Annotated in this window: 15 protein-coding genes; 6 read left to right on the forward strand and 9 right to left on the reverse strand. The window is 67.2% G+C overall.

Annotated elements, in window-relative coordinates:
* Positions 1-27 precede the first annotated feature (27 nt).
* Positions 28-1,164: a hypothetical protein gene (locus tag NO364_RS07480; protein ID WP_257628960.1), complete on the forward strand. Its 1,137-nt coding sequence runs from the start codon at positions 28-30 to the stop codon at positions 1,162-1,164.
* 38 nt (positions 1,165-1,202) lie between these two features.
* Positions 1,203-2,024, forward strand: coding sequence for a class I fructose-bisphosphate aldolase (locus NO364_RS07485; protein WP_157688043.1), 822 nt, complete (start codon positions 1,203-1,205; stop codon positions 2,022-2,024).
* Positions 2,025-2,238: 214 nt separating this feature from the next.
* Here the strand turns inward: NO364_RS07485 and NO364_RS07490 are convergent, their stop codons facing one another.
* The 7 genes from NO364_RS07490 to NO364_RS07520 form a co-directional block, all read right to left on the reverse strand.
* A complete protein-coding gene (locus NO364_RS07490) occupies positions 2,239-3,006 on the reverse strand; it encodes an IclR family transcriptional regulator (protein WP_157688042.1) in 768 nt (255 codons plus the stop codon).
* A 50-nt stretch (positions 3,007-3,056) separates the two neighbouring features.
* Positions 3,057-4,208: a galactonate dehydratase gene (gene dgoD / locus NO364_RS07495; protein ID WP_257628961.1), complete on the reverse strand. Its 1,152-nt coding sequence runs from the start codon at positions 4,206-4,208 to the stop codon at positions 3,057-3,059.
* Positions 4,209-4,265: 57 nt separating this feature from the next.
* On the reverse strand, positions 4,266-5,261 hold the full coding sequence (pdxA, locus tag NO364_RS07500) for a 4-hydroxythreonine-4-phosphate dehydrogenase PdxA (RefSeq protein WP_257628962.1): 996 nt from the start codon (positions 5,259-5,261) through the stop codon (positions 4,266-4,268).
* Positions 5,262-5,358: 97 nt separating this feature from the next.
* Positions 5,359-6,549 carry an ABC transporter ATP-binding protein gene (locus NO364_RS07505; RefSeq protein ID WP_257628963.1) on the reverse strand — a complete coding sequence of 397 codons (1,191 nt, stop codon included), beginning with the start codon at positions 6,547-6,549 and terminating at the stop codon, positions 5,359-5,361.
* Between the two features lie 67 nt (positions 6,550-6,616).
* Positions 6,617-7,465: a carbohydrate ABC transporter permease gene (locus NO364_RS07510; protein ID WP_157688038.1), complete on the reverse strand. Its 849-nt coding sequence runs from the start codon at positions 7,463-7,465 to the stop codon at positions 6,617-6,619.
* On the reverse strand, positions 7,458-8,426 hold the full coding sequence (locus NO364_RS07515) for a carbohydrate ABC transporter permease (RefSeq protein ID WP_157688037.1): 969 nt from the start codon (positions 8,424-8,426) through the stop codon (positions 7,458-7,460). The genes NO364_RS07510 and NO364_RS07515 overlap by 8 nt, the downstream gene beginning before the upstream one ends.
* 81 nt (positions 8,427-8,507) lie before the next feature.
* Positions 8,508-9,965 carry an extracellular solute-binding protein gene (locus NO364_RS07520; RefSeq protein WP_257628964.1) on the reverse strand — a complete coding sequence of 486 codons (1,458 nt, stop codon included), beginning with the start codon at positions 9,963-9,965 and terminating at the stop codon, positions 8,508-8,510.
* A 110-nt stretch (positions 9,966-10,075) separates the two neighbouring features.
* Between NO364_RS07520 and NO364_RS07525 the strand changes: the two genes are divergently transcribed.
* The 3 genes from NO364_RS07525 to NO364_RS07535 all read left to right on the forward strand — a co-directional run bounded on the left by NO364_RS07525 (position 10,076) and on the right by NO364_RS07535 (position 14,053).
* Entirely contained in the window at positions 10,076-11,548 is a 1,473-nt protein-coding gene (locus NO364_RS07525; RefSeq protein ID WP_157688035.1) for a rhamnulokinase, read from the forward strand.
* A gap of 38 nt (positions 11,549-11,586) precedes the next feature.
* Positions 11,587-12,597 (forward strand): aldo/keto reductase, encoded by a 1,011-nt coding sequence (locus NO364_RS07530; RefSeq protein ID WP_257628965.1) that lies wholly within the window; start codon positions 11,587-11,589, stop codon positions 12,595-12,597.
* Between the two features lie 178 nt (positions 12,598-12,775).
* A complete protein-coding gene (locus NO364_RS07535; RefSeq protein ID WP_257628966.1) occupies positions 12,776-14,053 on the forward strand; it encodes a class II aldolase/adducin family protein in 1,278 nt (425 codons plus the stop codon).
* A 4-nt stretch (positions 14,054-14,057) separates the two neighbouring features.
* On the opposite strand, the gene NO364_RS07540 is transcribed toward NO364_RS07535, so the two are convergent.
* Complete coding sequence (locus NO364_RS07540) at positions 14,058-15,023, reverse strand: carbohydrate kinase family protein (RefSeq protein WP_257628967.1); 966 nt, start codon at positions 15,021-15,023, stop codon at positions 14,058-14,060.
* A gap of 122 nt (positions 15,024-15,145) precedes the next feature.
* Positions 15,146-16,210: an HTH-type sugar sensing transcriptional regulator TrmB gene (gene trmB, locus NO364_RS07545; RefSeq protein ID WP_157688031.1), complete on the reverse strand. Its 1,065-nt coding sequence runs from the start codon at positions 16,208-16,210 to the stop codon at positions 15,146-15,148.
* Between the two features lie 131 nt (positions 16,211-16,341).
* Here trmB and NO364_RS07550 point away from each other — a divergent pair, with 131 nt between their 5' ends.
* Positions 16,342-17,775 carry an aldehyde dehydrogenase family protein gene (locus tag NO364_RS07550; protein ID WP_257628968.1) on the forward strand — a complete coding sequence of 478 codons (1,434 nt, stop codon included), beginning with the start codon at positions 16,342-16,344 and terminating at the stop codon, positions 17,773-17,775.
* Positions 17,776-17,786 lie beyond the last annotated feature (11 nt).

Genomic DNA, 17,786 nt, shown 5'->3' on the forward strand with positions numbered 1-17,786 from the left:
CGGAGGCCCTCACAGAGGGGAGCACCGATGAGTCAGGAAACGAGCCTCGACGAGGCGACCCGCGACGCCGTGGCGGCCTGTCGGCGCGAACTCCCGGCGTCGGTGCGGCCGCCCCGAACGGTCCTCGGATTCGACGGCTTCGTCGACAACGTCCGGCGGGTGATCGACGAGCGCACCACCGCCGAATCGTTCGAACCGATGACGGAACTCGGCGCGTTCGGCGAGCGTATCGCGGCGTCGGCCGACGATCGGAGTTCCATCACCGTCGAGTGGACGCGCGAGGGCACCCGAACCGGCGGCCTCACCTGTCACCTGGCCCGCGCGTTCATCGGACTCGGGGCCAGTCCCGTGATGATCGGGGCGTACGGGAATCCGGAACTCGACGTGTTCGCCGACGAGTTCGCGACGGCGACCCGCCACTCGTTCGGCGCCCCGAACTACACCGAGGCCGTCGAGTTCGACGACGGCAAACTCCTCGTCACGGAGACGGGGGCGACGCGGACGCTGGACTGGGAGACGCTCACCGACGCGGTCGGTGTCGAGACGCTCGCCGACGCCCTCGACGGCGCCGACGCGCTCGGCATCGGCTACTGGGTGGTCATCCCCGAACTCCCGTCGGTACTGACCGGACTCAGGGAGTCGGTGTGGCCGACGCTCGCGGACCCGCCGGAGACGGTGCTGTTGGACCCCGGCGACGTTCGCCAACTCTCCGACGACATCCTCGCCGAGGGCATCGATCCGATACGGGCGTTCGCGGACGTCGCGCCGGTGACCTTGAGTGCGAACCGCGCGGAGATGGGGCGGCTGGCGGCGGCGGTCGGCACGGAGTCGTCGTCGCTGTCGGCGGCCGCCACGGCGGTCCGGGACGGCCTCGGCCTGCGTCGTGCCGTCGCCCACGGCGACGACGTCTCGGTCGCCGCCGGCCCCGACGGGATAGCGTCGGTCGCCGTCCCCACCGTCGACGACCCGGCGATGACGACCAGTGCGGGCGATCACTTCAACGTCGGCCTGTTGCTCGGCCTCGCGGTCGGCCTCTCGGATCCGGCGGCCGTCTGTCTGGGCAACGTCGTCGCCGGTCACTTCGTCCGGAACGGTGCGCCGCCGGACGAGGCGGCCCTCCGGGCGTTCCTCGACGGCTACCTCGACGCCTTCAGCGACCGGTGAATTTTACATCCCCGTCTCCGAGATAGGGACGAAGTCGCATGACTGAGACATACGACCTCCTCGATACGCAGTCGGGAAACGCCGTCGTCGTCGCCCTGGACCACGGCCTCAACATGGGCTCGGTCGATGGGTTCGAACGGCCCGAGTCGACGCTCCGGGCCGTCCTGGCGGGCGACCCGGACGGGGTCCTCGTCGGTCCGCACTTCGCCCGACGGTTCGCCGACACGCTCGAATCGTCGGACGTCGACGTCCTGCTCACCGCCGACGCGGCGCTGTTCTCGGCACGCCCCGGCGCCCGGACGGGCGAGGACATCTGGACGCCGGCCTTCTCGACGTCGTTCCTCCGGGAGTTCGACCCGAAGGGGATCAAGGTCGCCCTCGTGTTCGGCCGCGACGACCCACGGGTGTTCGAACGCAACGTCGCCCACGTCTGTGAACTGGCGGAGCAACTCCACGACACGGGTATCCCCCTCGTCGTCGAACCGGTGATGTGGGGCCGTCACGTCCCGGACGACCGGAGTACCGATCCGGAGCTGGTCGGGAACGCGAGCCGCCTCGCGTGGGAGTACGGCGCCGACGTGCTCAAGATACCGTACACCGGCGACCGGGAGACGTTCGAACCCATCGTCGACGCCTCACCCGTGCCGGTCACCGTCCTCGGTGGTCCCTCCTCGGGCCGTACCGAGTCGATGCTGGAAACGGTGTCCGAGGCCGTCGCGGCGGGCGCCCGTGGGCCCATCATCGGCCGGTCCATCTGGCAGACGCCCGACCCGGAGCGGGTCGTCGCCGCGCTCGGTGCCGTCGTCCATCGGAACGCCGATCCGGCGGACGCCTGGCAGGACGCCGCGGACGGCGTATAGCGAGCGTAACGACGGGTGAGACCCTTCCACGATATCGTCCGGGATACAGCCGTTCGAACGTCGCTCGATTCGTGTCTCCGTGGCGTCGGTGACCCCCTTGTTTTGCCCTACTAAACGATGGCGTCCAGCGCCCCCCACGGATCCCCCGTGGCGCCCCCGGAACCATCATTAACGTTCACACTAGATCGGGGACTGCGAGGATCGTTTAGAAGTACTAAACACCGGCGTCGCGGAGGCGCTGTGTCAGTCGTTCCGCGGCGCTGATGGCGAGGCCCGGGATGTCCTGTTGGAACGTCTTCCCGCGCATGTGTTCGTCGATGCCGAGGACGCCGACGGCGCCCCGGACGGTGCCCGACAGGACGATGGGGACGGCGATGCCCTGGACCCCGGCGTACAGTTCGCCCCGATCGTAGGCGAGCCCCTCGTCGCGCACGTGTTCGAGTTCCCGACGGAGGGGTTCGGTGTCGGTGATGGTGTGGTCCGTCCGCTCGACCGGATCGGCGATGTCGATGGCATCGGACGCGTCGAGGCCGTCGTGGTTGGCGAGAACCGCCTTCCCGGCCGCCGAACAGTGAAGCGGGAGGGTGTCGCCGGCGACACCGTCCGGTCCCGCGTACTTCTCACCCTGTTCGCTGTGGACGAGTACCGCCTGGTGTTCCTCGCGTGCCACCAGGTCGATTCGCTGCCCCGTGGCCTCGGCGAGTTCCACGAGGGCATCCCTCGGGACGGTCGCGAGTCTCGTCCGCTCCGTCGCCCGCCGGGCCGGGTACAGAAACCGGAGGCCGACGTGGTAGATATCCCCGTCCTTGGTGACGTACCCGCTCTCACGGAGGGTCGCGAGGTGGTTGTGGACGGTTCCCTTCGTGAACGGCGTGGCCGCCGCCAGCTCCGTCACCGACGCCCCATCGCGGGCTACGAGCATCTCGACGATGTGCAGGGTCGTCCGTGTCGTCTTGACCGGGTTGCGGGCGTTGACGTCCATGCCACCCTCTCCGTGCTTCTCTCACTAATCGTTTAGCATCGGTAAACCCGCTACCACTCGGCGACGCTGCCGTCCTCGTGGTGCCAGAGCGGCGTCTGCCAGCGGATCTCCTTTTCGGACTGCTCTCGGACGTAGGACTCGTCGACGTCGATGCCGAGCCCCGGTTCGGTTGGCGGTTCGAGGTCGCCGTCCTCGTACTCGAAGACGGCTGGATCCTCGAGATACCGGAGGTGTTCGTTGCCCGCCGGTTCGTGGACGCCGATACTCTGCTCCTGGAGGACCGCGTTGGGGGTGCTGAAGTCGATCTGGAGACACGCGGCGAGTGATATCGGGCCGACGGGGCATTTCGGCATCACGTCCACGTCGTACGCCTCGGCCATGGCGGCTATCTTCTTCACCTCGGAGATGCCGCCTGCGTGGGAGATGTCGGGTTGGACGATGGCGACGGCGTCGTTGCCGAGGACGCGTTTGAAATCCCAGCGCGTGTACATCCGCTGGCCCGTCGCCATGGGAGCGCCGACCGCCGGCGACAGCCGTTCGAGCGATTCGTTCTGGTCGGGTAAGACGGGTTCCTCGAGGAACCGGACGCCGTACGGTTCGAGCACGCTCGCGAGGCTGGGGAGACGACCCTTGCTGATACGCCCCCGGCAGTCGACGGCGATGTCGGCCTCGTCGCCGACGGCATCGTCGACCGCCGCGACGCGGTCCTCCGCGATTTCGACGACTTCCTCGCTGTTCCGTGCGTGTGAGCGCGCGGTCATCGTCAGCTTGACCACGGAGTAGCCGTCGTCGACGGCGCGTTCGGCGTCCGCGGCCACCTCCGCCGGCTGGTCGCCGCCGACCCACTGGTAGAGGGGGATTCGGTCCCGCGCCCGGCCGCCGAGTAACTGGTAGACGGGAACCCCCAGTTGCTGGCCCTTGATGTCCCAGAGCGCCTGGTCGATGCCCGCGATGGCGCTCGAAAGGATGGGGCCACCGCGGTAGTGACCGCCACGATAACAGCGCTGCCAGTGGCGCTCGATCTCCATCGGGTCGTTGCCGAGGAGGAAGTCCTCGACCAGTTCGCTGACCGCCGCCCGAACCGTTCGGGTGCGCCCCTCGAGGGCTGGCTCTCCCCACCCCACCGTCCCGTCGCTGGTCGTCAGTTTCAGAAACAACCACCGCGGTGGTACGGAGAAGAGTTCGTAGCCGGTCACGTGCATACCCCTATCCTTCGAGAATAGGGACTTATACGTGTCGCCGGGGTTCGTGCGCGTCGGTTACTCCGTCGAAGGGGGCGTCGCCGCCATGCCCGCCTCCGCCGCCCGCCCCGCCGCCTGGAGCGCGTCGATCATGCTGTCCGCGTCCGCGATGCCCTCGCCCGCGATGTCGAACGCGGTGCCGTGCATGGTGCTCGTCCGAATGATCGGGAGGCCGATGGTCATGTTGACGCCCGCGACGCCGCCGCTCGGCAACACGCCGTGGATGTAGACGGGGATGTGCCCCTGGTCGTGGTACATCGCGACGACGCCGTCGAACCGACCGACTGCAGCTTGGTTGAAGATGTTGTCCGGTGCCCAGGGCCCCGATGCATCGATACCTGCCTCCTGGGCCTGCTCGACCGCCGGTTCGATCTCCTCCCCGTCCTCGGTGCCGAGGACGCCGTCCTCACCGGCGTGGGGGTTCAGCCCACAGACGGCGATCGAGGGGTCCTCGATACCCAAATCACGGAGGCCCTCGTCGGTCACCTCGATGGTTTCGAGGACACGCTCCGTCGAGATGGTGTCGATGGCCTCCTGGAGCGACATGTGGACGGTGACGTGGGTGACGTGCAGCCCGTCCTGAATGAGAAGCATCGAATACTCGTCGGTGTCCGTCCGGTCGGCGAGTAGGTTCGTATGCCCCGCGTAGTCGCTCCCGCCCAGTTCGAGTGCCTTCTTGTTTATCGGCGCGTTGCACATGGCGTCGATGTCGCCCGCAAGCGCGAGGTCGATACCGCGCTCGACGTACTCGAGGCTCGCCCGGCCGTAGTCGCCCCGGTGTTCACCGCGAGCCACCTCGTCGACGTTGTCGAAGTCGACGACGTCGAGGGTTCCGTCGGCGTAGTCGGCGTCGCCGACGGCGTCGACGTCCCGAATCGAGAGGTCGCTGTCGCAGGCCGCGACGGCGTTTCGCATCACGTCCACGTCTCCGAGGACGACCATCCGAACGTCGTCACACACCTGCGGGTAGGATTTGACGATTATCTCGCTCCCGATACCTGCCGGATCCCCCATAGTTACACCTACGATTGGTCGGGTCGCTTGCATCGAACGTCGGTTTCACCCACACTCAAATCAACTTTGTCATCGTGGGGGGACGGCGGTCGCGACGCTACGTGTTGACGACGCCGTCGCCGTCGCCGTGGGTCACCTGTCGTGCCTCGGCGGGGTCGGCAAGGTTGCGCGACTCGACCGTCATCCCCTCCTCGTCGAAGATGTACAGCGCCTCGCGCGGGAACCCGAAGTGAACGCTGGTCCCGGACTCGGGTTCGAACCCGGGTGAGACGCGCGCGGTCCACGTCCGGGAGCCCACGTCGAAATACAGGAGGTTATCGCTCCCGAGCGGTTCGACCACGTCGACGGTCGTCGTGTGGTGTTGGCCCTCGAACGCCGCTGCCTCGGCGCGCAGCACCACGTCCTCCGGCCGGACGCCGACGGTTACCCGGTCGCCCGCCTCGACCGGGTGGTCCGCGTTCGCGTCCGCCGTCGCGTCCAGGTCGTACGTGAAGGCATCGCCCGTGACGGACTCCAAGAGCGTCCGCCCGTCGCGACGGACGACTTCCGCCTCGACGGTGTTCATCGACGGGCTGCCGATGAAGCCGGCGACGAACAGGTTGGTGGGGTGGTTGTACACGTCGTTCGGTTCGCCGATCTGCTGGAGGGCGCCGTCGTTCATCACTGCGATGCGGTCGCCCATCGTCATCGCCTCCTCCTGATCGTGCGTGACGTAGATGGAGGTGACGCCCAGCTGCTCCTGGATCCGGGAGATCTCCGTCCGCATCTGCTTGCGAAGCTTCGCGTCGAGGTTCGAGAGCGGTTCGTCGAACAGGAACGCCTCCGGGTCGCGGACGATGGCCCGCCCGAGGGCGACGCGCTGCTGTTGGCCGCCGGACAGCGACTTGGGTTTCTTCTCGAGGAGTTCGCCGATCTCCAGCAGGTCGGCCACGTCCTCGACCCGTTCCTCGATGTCGGCGTCCGAGAGGTCGGTGGAGAGCCGGAGTCCGAAGCCGATGTTCTCCCGCACGTTCATGTGGGGGTACAGGGCGTAGTTCTGAAACACCATCGCGATATCCCGCTCGCGCGGTTCGAGGCCGTTCACGCGAGTCGTCCCGATCGAGATGTCGCCGTCCGTCGGGTCCTCGAGGCCCGCGATCATGCGGAGCGTCGTCGATTTCCCACACCCCGACGGGCCGACGAGGACGAGGAACTCCTCGTCCTCGATTTCGAGAGACAGGTCGTTGACCGCGACGATGCTACCGTTGTTGAACGTCTTGCTCACGTGATTGAGTGCGATTTGTGCCATGGTTACTGTCGAGAATACGGTTGTCGGTGGTCGATGCGAGAGGCGGGGCCACCGCGAGGCGAACGGGTCATTGCTTGACCGCTCCCATCGTCAGGCCGCTCACGAGATATCGCTTGACGATGACGCCGAAGGTGACCATCGGCAGGAGGATGACGACGCCGGTCGCCATCACCCGCCCCCAGAGCGTCCCGGTCTGGGTGACCAGTTGCGACGCCGCGACGGGCATCGTCTGCGTGGCGTTGCTGGTGAAGATCAGCGCGAAGATGAAGTCGTTCCACGAGAAGACGATGGCGATGATGGCGGTGGCGCCCATCCCCGGCAACACGAGCGGGAGGGACACCTTCCGGAACGCCTCCCACTTGGTGGCGCCGTCGATACGCGCCGCTTCCTCCAAGGCCTCGGGCACCTCGTCGAAAAAGGAGCGCATCAACCAGATGGCAAAGGGGAGGTTGAACGTCGTGTGGGCGATGATGAGCCCGATGTGGGTGTTCAGCAGGTTCAGCGCGTTGTAGATGTAAAAGAGCGGGATGACGACGACGACGATGGGCGCCATCCGGGTGCTGATGATCCAGAACGCCAGATGTTTCTTGCCCTGGAGGTCGAGCCGCGAGAGACCGTACCCCCCGACGGTTCCCAGTCCCACGGAGAGGACGGCCGTGCCGAGCGCGACGATGACGCTGTTGACGAGGAAGGGCGTCACCGGGTTCGCGCCCAGGAACATCTCCTGGTAATACCGAAGCGTCGGGTCGAAGAATATCGTCGGCGGGAACTCGAACATCGACCGCCGGATCTTCAGCGACGAGAGCGCCATCCAGGCCAGCGGGAGCAGCGTCCAGACGGAGATCAACGCCAGCGCCACGACCGGTCCGTATCGGCGGACCGGTTTCGGGAGTGCCGTTCGTGTGGAACTACTCATCGTCGCCGGCACCTCCCATGATCGTCTCGACGAACGCAAGGCCCATGAGGATGGTGACGATCAGCAAGACGATGCCGGTAGCGGAGCCGTACCCGAGGTTGTAAAACCGGAGCGCCTGCTCGTAGACGTAGAGCCCGACGATCTTGGTCGAACTCGACGGACCGCCACCGGTCGTGATGAACACCTTCGCGAAGTATCGCATCAGGTCCATCGAGCGCAACAGGAGGGCGATGGCGATGGCGGGTCGCAACAGCGGGAGCGTCACGTGCCGGAACTGCGTGATGCCGGTCGCGCCGTCGACGCGCGCCGCCTCGTAGAGGTGTTCGGGGATGCTCTTCAACCGCGCCAGCACGATCAGGACGATCAGCGGCGTCCACTGCCACGTGTCCATCAGGATCACCGCGGCCATGGCGCTGGTCGAGTCCCCGAGAATCGGCTGGTTGACGAACAGTCCGACCTGGTTCAGCAGGTACGTGTACAGTCCGAACGAGGGATCCAGGAGGAACTGCCATATCAACCCCACGACCACGGGCGCGATCATCATCGGCATGATGATGATACTCGTGAACACGTTCTCGCCTTTGATGACCCGGTGGAGCATCACCGAGATGAAGATCCCCAGCCCGAGTTGCAGGCCGAGCGACCCACCGACGTAGATGGCCGTCACCTTCCACGAGTTCCAGAACCCGCCGTCCGCAGCCATCTCCGCGAAGTTCCCGAGGCCGATGAAGATCTGCTCCTCGACGGGGGTGAAGTTGACCTCGTGGAAGGACAGGTAGATCATTACGACCAGCGGGATGATGCTGAGTACCGCGAGGGTGATGATGCTCGGTAGGAGCAACAGCATCTCGAACGAGACGGGAAGCGACTCCAGGATCGAGCCGCCGGACTCGTCCGGCTCCTCTCCGACGTACGCGTTCTGGACGCCGGAGACCTCCATCGCCTGTTTGTGTTGGGCCATTATCGTATCTCCTCCAGGTGGTGTGTAATCTAATGAAAAAAATACCGACTTGAGTGTTTTGGTCGTCCCGATGCCGGCCGACTACAGGATGTTGCTGAAGCCGTCGGCGCAGTCCTGCATCGTCGCCTCCGCCGACTGGTCGCCGGAGACCATCGCGGAGCCCTCGGAGTAGATGACTTCCTCCAGCTGGAGCCAGTCGGGATGGTGGGGCCGCTGACCGACGTTGTCGAGGTCCCAGCCCTCCAGGATGGGGGGCACGACGTTGGGCATCGGGCTCTCGGAGGCGGGCATCTGGCTCGCCTCCTCGACCTCGCTCCGGTCGTAGACCGACTGCCGGGTCGGCGTCCCGCCGGCCTGCTTGAGGAGTTCGGTCTGAACCTCCTCGGAGGTCGCCCACTCGATGAACATCCACGCGGCCTTCTTCTTCTCCGGGCTGATGTGTCGGTTGATGCCGACGCTACTCCCGCCGTAGTGAGCCTGGACGTTCCGATTCTCGGCCGGCCCCGTGGGGGCGAGCGTCCACCGGACCGAGTCGGCCACGTCGCTCGCCTCGGGGTCGGCGAACATGCCGTTGAACTCGTGCCACTCCGGGGCCATCGCCAGGTTGCCGCCGGCGAAGGCCTCGGCGACCCCCGACCAGTTCCAGGTCGTACTCCCGGGGGCGGCGACCTCGGTCACCAGTTCCTGGTAGAACTCGGCGGCCTCGATGGAGGCGTCGTCGGTGAACCCGGCCGAGATGTCGTCGGGAAGGATGGGATCCTTGCCGTCGAACCCCTCCAGTTGCGTCCCGCCGAAGGACCACTGGATCATCTCGAACTCGTTGGCCAGCGACTGGTGCTGTTTGGCCATGTGGCCCGTCCCGTACTCGACCACGTCGTCCGGGACGTTCTCGTTGATCCACTTCGCGACCTCCATGTACTGCGACCAGGTCATGTCGGGGTTCGGTTCGGCTTCGAACCCGAGGTCGCTGGTGGCCTGGTCGCCGTACTCGTCGAAGACGTCGCCGCGGTAGGCGAGCAGGATGGTCGGGCAGTCGTAGGGGAGTCCCCTGATGGTCCCGTCGCCCTCGTACTCCGAGCACGCGATGCGGTGAATCTCGATGTGGTCCTCGTAGTCGTAGTCGTTGTCCTCGATATACGCGTTGAGCGGTTCGAGGTCGGTGTAGTACGGCGCCCCGATGTTGTACGGGTCGACGTACATCGCGTCGTAGTTGCCCGCCTCGCTGGTGAGGTCGCTCGCGACCGTCTCCGTGTAGTTCAGGAGGGGCTGGAGCGTGTACTCCACCTCGATGCCCGTCTCCTCGGTGAACCGGTCCGTGATGGACCGCAGCGCCTTCGTCGGCGGGGTGTTCTCCCCGACGTACTGGATACTGTCGGCCGGTTCGACGTCCTCGCCGGGCGGTGTGCTTTCGCTGCCACCGTCGCCACCGTCGCCACCGCCACCGCCGCCACCGCCCGAACAGCCCGCGAGGGCCGTGACGGTCGCCGCGGCACCTGTCGCTCGAATAAACCGACGCCTGTCAATGGTCTCCTGTGACATGTCTTTGCACAGTTTACCATCATCATACATAATTATTTTCCTAACCGAACGGGCGTCCGGCGTGGCCGTCGGCGTGAGGCTTATCTGCACCCTCTGTCCTATCTCGTAGCATGACAAACCATGTCGCGATCGACGTGGGGTCCAACGGCGGCACCATCTGGGTCGGGCGACGCGACGGCGACAGCCTCGACGTCGGGGAGGTGTATCGGTTCGACAACGGCCCCGTCGAGCGAGACGGCCGGTACGTCTGGGCCATCGACCAACTCCTCGAGGAAATCGAGGCGGGCCTCCTCGCGGCCGAACGGGAGTACGGTTCCCTCTCGACCCTCGCCGTCGAGACGACCGGCCTCGATTTCACGTTCTTCCGCGATGGCGAACCGATGCGTGATCCGTACTTCTACCGCGATCCGTCGGTCACGTCGACGCTCGACGACCTCCTCGAACGCGCCGGGAAACGCGAGATATTCGAGCGGACGGGGATCAACCACTGGAACGTTCCCAACTCGCTGTGGCAGTATCACTACCAGGCCCACGCCTCGCCGGAGGTCGTCCGATCGGCGGATACGCTGGTGATGCTCCCGCAGGTACTCAGCCACGCGATGGGGGGCAGCGTCAACCCCGACAAATCGATCGCTTCGACGACACAGATGTTCGACATCGAGTCCGAGACGTGGGCGACGGACCTCCTCGAGACGCTCGACCTCCGGACCGACCTCCTGCCGGACCTCGAGGAACCCGGCACGAAGGTGGGAACGCTCGACGGGTCGTTCGCGCCCGGCCTCGACAGTCGCCCGGATATCCTCCTGACGGCCACCCACGACACGGCGTGTGCCGTCGCGGCGACGCCGTTCGGTGCCGGCGACCGGACCTTCCTGAGCACCGGTTCGTGGTTCATCGTCGGCATCGAACTCGACGCCCCACGCGTGACCGACGAGGCCTTCGCCGTCGAGGCCTCCAACGAGTACGGTGCCGAGGGGACGACCCGGTTCCTGAAGGACGTCACCGGTTTCAACCTCCTCGAATACGCCCGCGAGAAGTGGCGCGAGGAGGGGAGACCCCACGAGTACGACGCCATCCTCTCGGAGATGGCCGAGGTCGACCCCTTCGGTCCGCTCATCGATCCGGACGCCGACCTGTTCATGGCCGGAACGCTGGAGGGCGACATCGTCGAGAAGATCGGCCAGTACTGCCGGGAGACCGGACAGGCCGTCCCGGAGGGGGTCGGAGAGATAACCCGGTGTCTGCTCGAAAGCCTCGCGGCGAAGACGGCGTACGCCCTCTCGCAGCTCCAAGGGGCCGCCGACGTCGAGAGCGACCAGCTGAACGTCGTCGGCGGCGGGGTCAGAAACGAGCCGTTCCTCCGGATGCTGGCGGGAGCGACCGGCCTTCCGGTCGTCGCCGGCCCCGTCGAGGCGACGTCGATCGGGAACCTCCTCGTACAGATGAACGCCACCGACGCGATCGCGGACCTCGCGGAGGGGCGGCGGCTGATCCGCGAGACGGCCGACCTCACGGCGTACGACCCCGAGGACCGCGACGCGTGGGCCGAGGCCGTCGATCGGATGGCGACGCTCGTCGACTGAGCGGGTAGTTTTACGTTCGACGCCACACAGCGTCGTCCATGGACTGGGTATCCCTCGGACGGACGGGGACGATGGTCACGGAACTGCCCTTCGGCACGTGGCGGTTCGGCCGCGAGACGGACGAAGGATCGGTCGAGATCGACGAGACGCGGGCGTACGAACTCCTCGATACCTACGAGGCTCACGGTGGTCGGTTCATCGATACCGCGGACATGTACGGCGGGGGAACGAGCGAGACGTGGATCGGCAACTGGCTCGCCGAACGCGACCGGGAGGACTTCGTCGTCGCCTCGAAGATATACTGGCCGACCCGTGACGATCCGAACGGACGGGGACTGGGTCGGAAGCATCTCCGGCGACAGATCGACGCGATCCTCGACCGCCTGGGGACGGACTACGTGGACCTGCTGTACGTCCACCGCTGGGACGACGAAACGCCCGTCGAGGAGTTCATGCGGACGCTCGACGGCTTCGTCGACTCCGGCCGGGTCAACCACCTCGGCGCCTCGACGCTCTGGCCCAACGCCTGGAAGGTCGTCCGCGCGAACGCCATCGCGGACACACGAGGCTACGAACCGTTCACCGTCGTCCAGCCCCGGTACAACCTCGTCGATCGGGAGATCGAGGGGCCGTTCCTGGAGATGTGCGAGAGCGAGGACTTCGGCGTCGTGCCGTGGAGCCCACTCGGTGAGGGGTTCCTGACCGGCAAGTACGACCGGGACGACGTCTCGAACGTCGACTCCCGGGCGGCCGAGGACGACAGCTTCGAATCGAAGTACCTCACCGACGAAAACTTCGCCGTCCTCGACACCCTCCGGGAGGTAGCGTCCGAGGTCGACGCCACTCCCGCACAGGTCGCGCTCGCGTGGCTCCTGCACCACGACCAGGTCGTGGGACCGATCGTCGGCGCCCGAACCGTCGACCAACTGGAGGAGAACCTCGGCGCCGCCGACATCTCCCTCTCCGACGACCAGTTCGACCGTCTCGCCGCCGCCAAGTCCGGCCCGTTCCCGGATATCGTCGATTCGCCGGCCCGGGGCGACCGGTAACCCCAGCAGTTATTAACGGGGGGCGTCACGGCCTTCTCGGGAACTCGTCACACGCCCGTCCCGCGACTGGCGTCGTGACGTTACACCGACGACGCGCGGAAAACAGACGGAGCCAACGATGTCACAACAGTCCAGTCTCGACGCAAAGCGACGCGCGATAAGTGTGTTCGGGCGACGGATGCTCGAACAGGGTCTCACGAAAGGTACCGGCGGGAACATCAGCGCCCGCGAGGGGGATACGATCGCTATCAGCCCCTCCGGGATGCCGTACGACGAGATCGATCCCGAGGACGTCCCGACGGTCGACCTACAGGGCGACCACGTCTCGGGGGACCGCGTCCCCTCCAGCGAACGCCGGATGCACGCGACGATCCTGCGCGAACGCGAGGACGTGGGTGCCGTCGTTCACACCCACTCGCCGTACGCGACGACCTTCGCCAGCCTCGACGAGCCCGTTCGCCCGTCGCATTACCTCATCGCCTTCGTCGGCGACGAGATCCCCGTCTCGGGGTACGCCACCTACGGAACCGCCGACCTCGCCGAGTTGGCCATCGATGCCCTCGGCGACGAGTACGACGCCTGCCTGTTGCGAAACCACGGCACCATCGCCGTCGGCGACACCGTCGAGGCGGCGTTCGAGCGCGCACTGATGGTGGAGTACTGCGCGCGGATCCACTACCAGGCGCGGAACATCGGCGAACCGACGCTGCTCCCCGACGAGGAGATCGGTCGCCTCCGTGGGATGTTCGAGAGCTACGGCCAGAGCAGCCAGGACGACGTCGACCCCGTCGCTCCCGCCCCCGATGCCGACGAGTTGGCCGACGGGCGCGAAGCGGTCTCCACCCTCGGCGTCGAGCTGCTCGAACAGGGTCTCACGAAGGGCACCGGCGGCAACGTCAGCGCCCGCGACGGCGACAGGGTGGCGATCAACCCCTCGGGAGTCCCCTACGGCGAGGTCACCCCCGAGACGGTCCCGATCGTCGACTTGGAGGGCGAACAGGTCACGGGCGAACTCGCGGCGTCGAGCGAGACGCCGATGCATACGATGATCTACCGCGAGCGCGACGACGTCGGTGGGATCGTCCACACCCACTCGCCGTACGCGACGACCTTCGCCAGCCTCGACGAACCCATCCCGGCGTCGCACTATCTCATCGCCTTCGCGGGCGACGAGGTGCCCGTCGCGGGCTACGACCGTCCGGGAACCGCGGAACTCGGCCGCCTCGCGGTCGAGACGCTCGGCGACGAGTACGACGCCTGCCTGTTGCGAAACCACGGGACAATCGCCGTCGGCGAGTCCCCCGAGGCGGCCTTCGAGACGTCGCTGATGGTGGAGTACTGTGCACGGATCCACTACCAGGCACGGAACATCGGCGAACCGACGCTGCTCCCCGACGAGGAGATAGACACCCTCACCCGCCGGTTCCGGAACTACGGACAGACGAGCGGCAACTGACAGGTCACGTCCCGTCGCCCCCGACCGACCGGACGTCGGTCCGCGTCGGAAGGGCGGCCATCGCGCCCGTCGCCGTCGTCGACGCCGCCGCGACGGCGTTGGCGAAGGACAGCGTCGCGGACAGGTCACGCGTCCCCTCGGCCAGCGACGCGAGCATCCCGGCGGTGAAGGCGTCGCCCGCCCCGGTCGTGTCCACGGCGTCGACGTCGTATCCGTCGTGGGTCGCGGTCCCCGCCGCGAACGGGGCGCCCGACCGTGCCAGCGCGGACGCCCCCGCTTCGCCGAGGGTGAGGAAGGCAGTCGACGGTCCCCGCTCGCAAAGCGTGGCGGCCAACGTCTCGGGGTCGGCCGTCGTATCGACGAACGAGAGCGTCCGCAGGTCCTCCCGCGCCGCCGTCACCACGTCGACGTCCGCGAGGAGGTCGGTCACGACCCGCTCGAACGCACCGTCGGTCCACAGTTCCGGCCGGAAGTTGAGGTCGAGGACGACAGTCCGTCCGGCCGCGTGCGCCCGTTCGACCAAATCCACCGTCGCGGTCCGGGACGGCTCGCTCCCCAGGGTGACGCTCCCGACGTAGACGGCGTCGACGGCCCGTACGGTCTCCTCGGGGACGCCGTCGGGTTCGAGGCGGGTGTCGGCGGTCCCGTCCCGGTAGAAGGAAAAGGCCGCCTCCCCCGCCCCGTCGTCGACGAACGCGAGCGTCGTCTTCGCCGTCGGATCCCGTTCGACGAACCGGAGCGGGACGCCGTGGTCCTCGAGCGTTTCGACGAGGAAGTCGCCGAACGGGTCGGTGCCAACGCGGGTCCAGAACCAGGGCGCGTAACCGAGCCGTGCCAACCCGACGGCGACGTTGGCCGGGGCGCCGCCGGCCCGTCTGTCGAGCGTTTCGGCGTCCGCGAGCGATCCGCCTCCACGAGGCAGGAAGTCGACGAGCGTTTCCCCAGCGACCAGGAGTCCGGGATCGGTCATGCCGGCCGTACGAGCGCGAGCGCAAAAGTCTGCCTCCGTCGACGCGCCCCCCCCGTGCGAGGACGCCAGCCGAGGTTCGTCGATCGGTCGCCCGGAGGGGGCGCGCCGCGACGGACGATCGATCACCAGTCGGACCAGTCGTCGAAGGGCGTCCGGCCGACGTGTATCTCCTCGGCCTCGACGTCCTCGAGGGCTGCCGCACGGCCGCCGACTTCGATCAGTTCGTCCCCGGCGTCGACGGTCAACGCCGCACGCTCGTATCCGCCTTCGAGTGTCACCTCCACCACGCGCCCGGTGACCCTCCGATCGTCACCGGTTACGACGTCTCGTCCCCAGACGGCCGCGTATAAGTCGCCGCCGTCCGCGGCCTGCAGATCCTCGACACACCGGCGGATCGTTCCGTACTGCCGGGGGAACTCCGTGGTCGTGTTCGCCGTCGCGAGCGGCCGCCCCGACGTCCAGATGACCGTTTCGAGGAACGCGGAGACGAGAAACCCGAGATCCGAGCGGTTGAAGATGATTCCGTACCGGTCGCCGTCGTCGGCTAGGGCTTCGCGGGTCGTGTACACCGATCGCTCCCCGTCCGCGACGGCGACGATGGGCGTCGTCACACCCCGGCGCTCGCGGGTCGTCGACGCGAGTTCGGTGTAGGGAAACTCCGACGGGTCCGGCACGTCCGACGCGGGGGAGACGAGGAGTTCGGTGGCGATACCGGCCTCGCGTTGCTCGCGGAGGGTCGTCTCGAACTGCCCGACGAGTTCCGGCGACAGCGACGCTAAGAGTTCGTACTCCGCGGATTCGAGGATCTCGGAGAGATACCGGAGGATGGTCGATTTGGACTTGACCAGGCTGATCGCCTCCGTATCCCGTGCCGGTTCGGTGTACTGGCGCTGCAGGGCCGAGATGAGGTCGTCGAGCGCCGACCGAAACCCGGCTAGGGACTCCGTCGGGTCGACGGCAACGACCTGCATCGGCCGGGTCTCGTGAATCTCGACGAGCCCGTCCTCGGCCAGTGCCCGGGCGGTGTCGTAGACGCGGGATTGGGGGACGTCCGTCAGGTCGGCGATCTCCCCCGCCGAGAGCTTCCCGTGTTCCAGCACCGCCAAGTAGGTCTCGATTTCGTACTCGCCGAAATCGAAGCGGTCGTCGAGGCTGGTCAGCGACGACCGGAGTTCGTCCGATGGCATACCCGCCCGGTTCGACGCCCTCGCATAAGAGACTATGTCCCACACGCCGGCCGTCCGCGTTCGATGCATCTCGAGAAATTGGTTTTCACATCAGAGTAAATTTTATTTCACTGGGTCTGGTAGGTGGTGGCATGACAGCGACGACGACGAGCTACGACCACGCGCTCTACATCGACGGCGACTGGGTCGACGGGGGAGGGTCTCTCACCGTCGACGACTTGGCCGACGGTGGGACGTTCGCTCGGGTGGCCGCCGCCACCGAGCGAGAGGCGGAGCGGGCCCTGGCCGCCGCCCAACGGGCCCAAGAGCCGATGGCCGACGCCACCGTGGTCGAACGGGCCCGCTGGCTCGAGGCCATCGCGGAAGCGATCGAAGCGGAGTCCGAGACGTTGACGCAGACTATCGTCCACGAGGCGGGCAAACCCGTTGCTAGCGCCCGGAGCGAGGTGGCGGCGGCCGCCGAGCGGTTCCGGCGGGCCGTCGCCGAGGCACGTGACCTCCAGGGCGAGTATCTGGAGGGGACGACGGCCGGCCACGAGGGGTGGAACGCCGTCGTTCAGCCACGTCCCGTCGGCACCGTCGCCTGTATCGCCCCCTACAACTACCCCCTGGCGACGGTGGCGCTCCAGGTGGCGCCGGCGCTCGCGGCGGGCAACAGCGTCGTCCTCAAGCCCTCCTCGAAGACGCCGGTCTGCTCGGCGATACTGGCTCGCCTCGTCCACGAGGTGACGGACGTGCCGGACGGTGGCTTCAACGTCGTCCCCGGCCGATCGTCGACCATCGGGGACTACATCGCGGGCGACGACAGGGTCGACGCCATCGCCATGACGGGGTCGTCGGACGCCGGAAAGCACATCGCGCGCGAGAGCGGCCTCGTGAGGCTCCACATGGAACTCGGGGGGAACGCCCCGGCCATCGTCTTCCCGGACGCCGACCTGGCTGCCACCGCGGACGCCTGTGCGAAGGGGGCGTTCAAGTTCGCCGGGCAGCGTTGCTCCGCCGTCGGACGGATACTCGCACACGAGGCGGTCCACGACGACCTGGTCGACCGTCTCGTTGCTCGCCTCGACGAGTGGCAACCCGGTCCGCTGTTCGACGAGTCCACCGCCGTCGGCCCGCTCATCTCGGAGTCGCAAGCCGAGTGGGTCGCGGAGCTCGTCGACGACGCGGTCGACCGGGGCGCGACCCTCGTCGCCGGCGGGGACCGCGACGGTCGGTGGTTCGATCCGACCGTCCTGTCGAACGTCCCGAAGGACGCCCGCATCCTGCACGAAGAACAGTTCGGGCCCGTCGCCGCCATCGCCGAGGTGGAGTCGGAGGCCGAGGCGCTTGCCCTCGCGAACGCGGACGACCTCGGACTCGACGCCGCGGTGTTCACCGACGACCACGACAGGGCCATGCGGGTTGCCGAGGCCGTCGAGGCCGGCGCAGTCCGCATCAACGGGGCGCCGAGTCACGGCCTCGGCGACATCCCCTTCGGCGGTGTCGGCGACTCCGGAATCGGCCGTGAAGGTCTCGGTCACACCGTCGAGGAGTTCGTCACCAGCAAGAGCATCGTCCTGTAATCTCGCCGACG

This window comes from Haloplanus salinarum (genome assembly GCF_024498175.1).
GTDB lineage: Archaea > Halobacteriota > Halobacteria > Halobacteriales > Haloferacaceae > Haloplanus > Haloplanus salinarum.

What these genes read in the sequence shown, in the direction of transcription:
- NO364_RS07480 (WP_257628960.1), top strand. Translation starts at nt 28, where the DNA reads ATGAGTCAGGAAACGAGCCTCGACGAGGCGACCCGCGACGCCGTGGCG.
- NO364_RS07485 (WP_157688043.1), top strand. Translation starts at nt 1,203, where the DNA reads ATGACTGAGACATACGACCTCCTCGATACGCAGTCGGGAAACGCCGTC.
- NO364_RS07490 (WP_157688042.1), bottom strand. Translation starts at nt 3,006, where the DNA reads ATGGACGTCAACGCCCGCAACCCGGTCAAGACGACACGGACGACCCTG.
- dgoD (WP_257628961.1), bottom strand. Translation starts at nt 4,208, where the DNA reads ATGCACGTGACCGGCTACGAACTCTTCTCCGTACCACCGCGGTGGTTG.
- pdxA (WP_257628962.1), bottom strand. Translation starts at nt 5,261, where the DNA reads ATGGGGGATCCGGCAGGTATCGGGAGCGAGATAATCGTCAAATCCTAC.
- NO364_RS07505 (WP_257628963.1), bottom strand. Translation starts at nt 6,549, where the DNA reads ATGGCACAAATCGCACTCAATCACGTGAGCAAGACGTTCAACAACGGT.
- NO364_RS07510 (WP_157688038.1), bottom strand. Translation starts at nt 7,465, where the DNA reads ATGAGTAGTTCCACACGAACGGCACTCCCGAAACCGGTCCGCCGATAC.
- NO364_RS07515 (WP_157688037.1), bottom strand. Translation starts at nt 8,426, where the DNA reads ATGGCCCAACACAAACAGGCGATGGAGGTCTCCGGCGTCCAGAACGCG.
- NO364_RS07520 (WP_257628964.1), bottom strand. Translation starts at nt 9,965, where the DNA reads ATGTCACAGGAGACCATTGACAGGCGTCGGTTTATTCGAGCGACAGGT.
- NO364_RS07525 (WP_157688035.1), top strand. Translation starts at nt 10,076, where the DNA reads ATGACAAACCATGTCGCGATCGACGTGGGGTCCAACGGCGGCACCATC.
- NO364_RS07530 (WP_257628965.1), top strand. Translation starts at nt 11,587, where the DNA reads ATGGACTGGGTATCCCTCGGACGGACGGGGACGATGGTCACGGAACTG.
- NO364_RS07535 (WP_257628966.1), top strand. Translation starts at nt 12,776, where the DNA reads ATGCTCGAACAGGGTCTCACGAAAGGTACCGGCGGGAACATCAGCGCC.
- NO364_RS07540 (WP_257628967.1), bottom strand. Translation starts at nt 15,023, where the DNA reads ATGACCGATCCCGGACTCCTGGTCGCTGGGGAAACGCTCGTCGACTTC.
- trmB (WP_157688031.1), bottom strand. Translation starts at nt 16,210, where the DNA reads ATGCCATCGGACGAACTCCGGTCGTCGCTGACCAGCCTCGACGACCGC.
- NO364_RS07550 (WP_257628968.1), top strand. Translation starts at nt 16,342, where the DNA reads ATGACAGCGACGACGACGAGCTACGACCACGCGCTCTACATCGACGGC.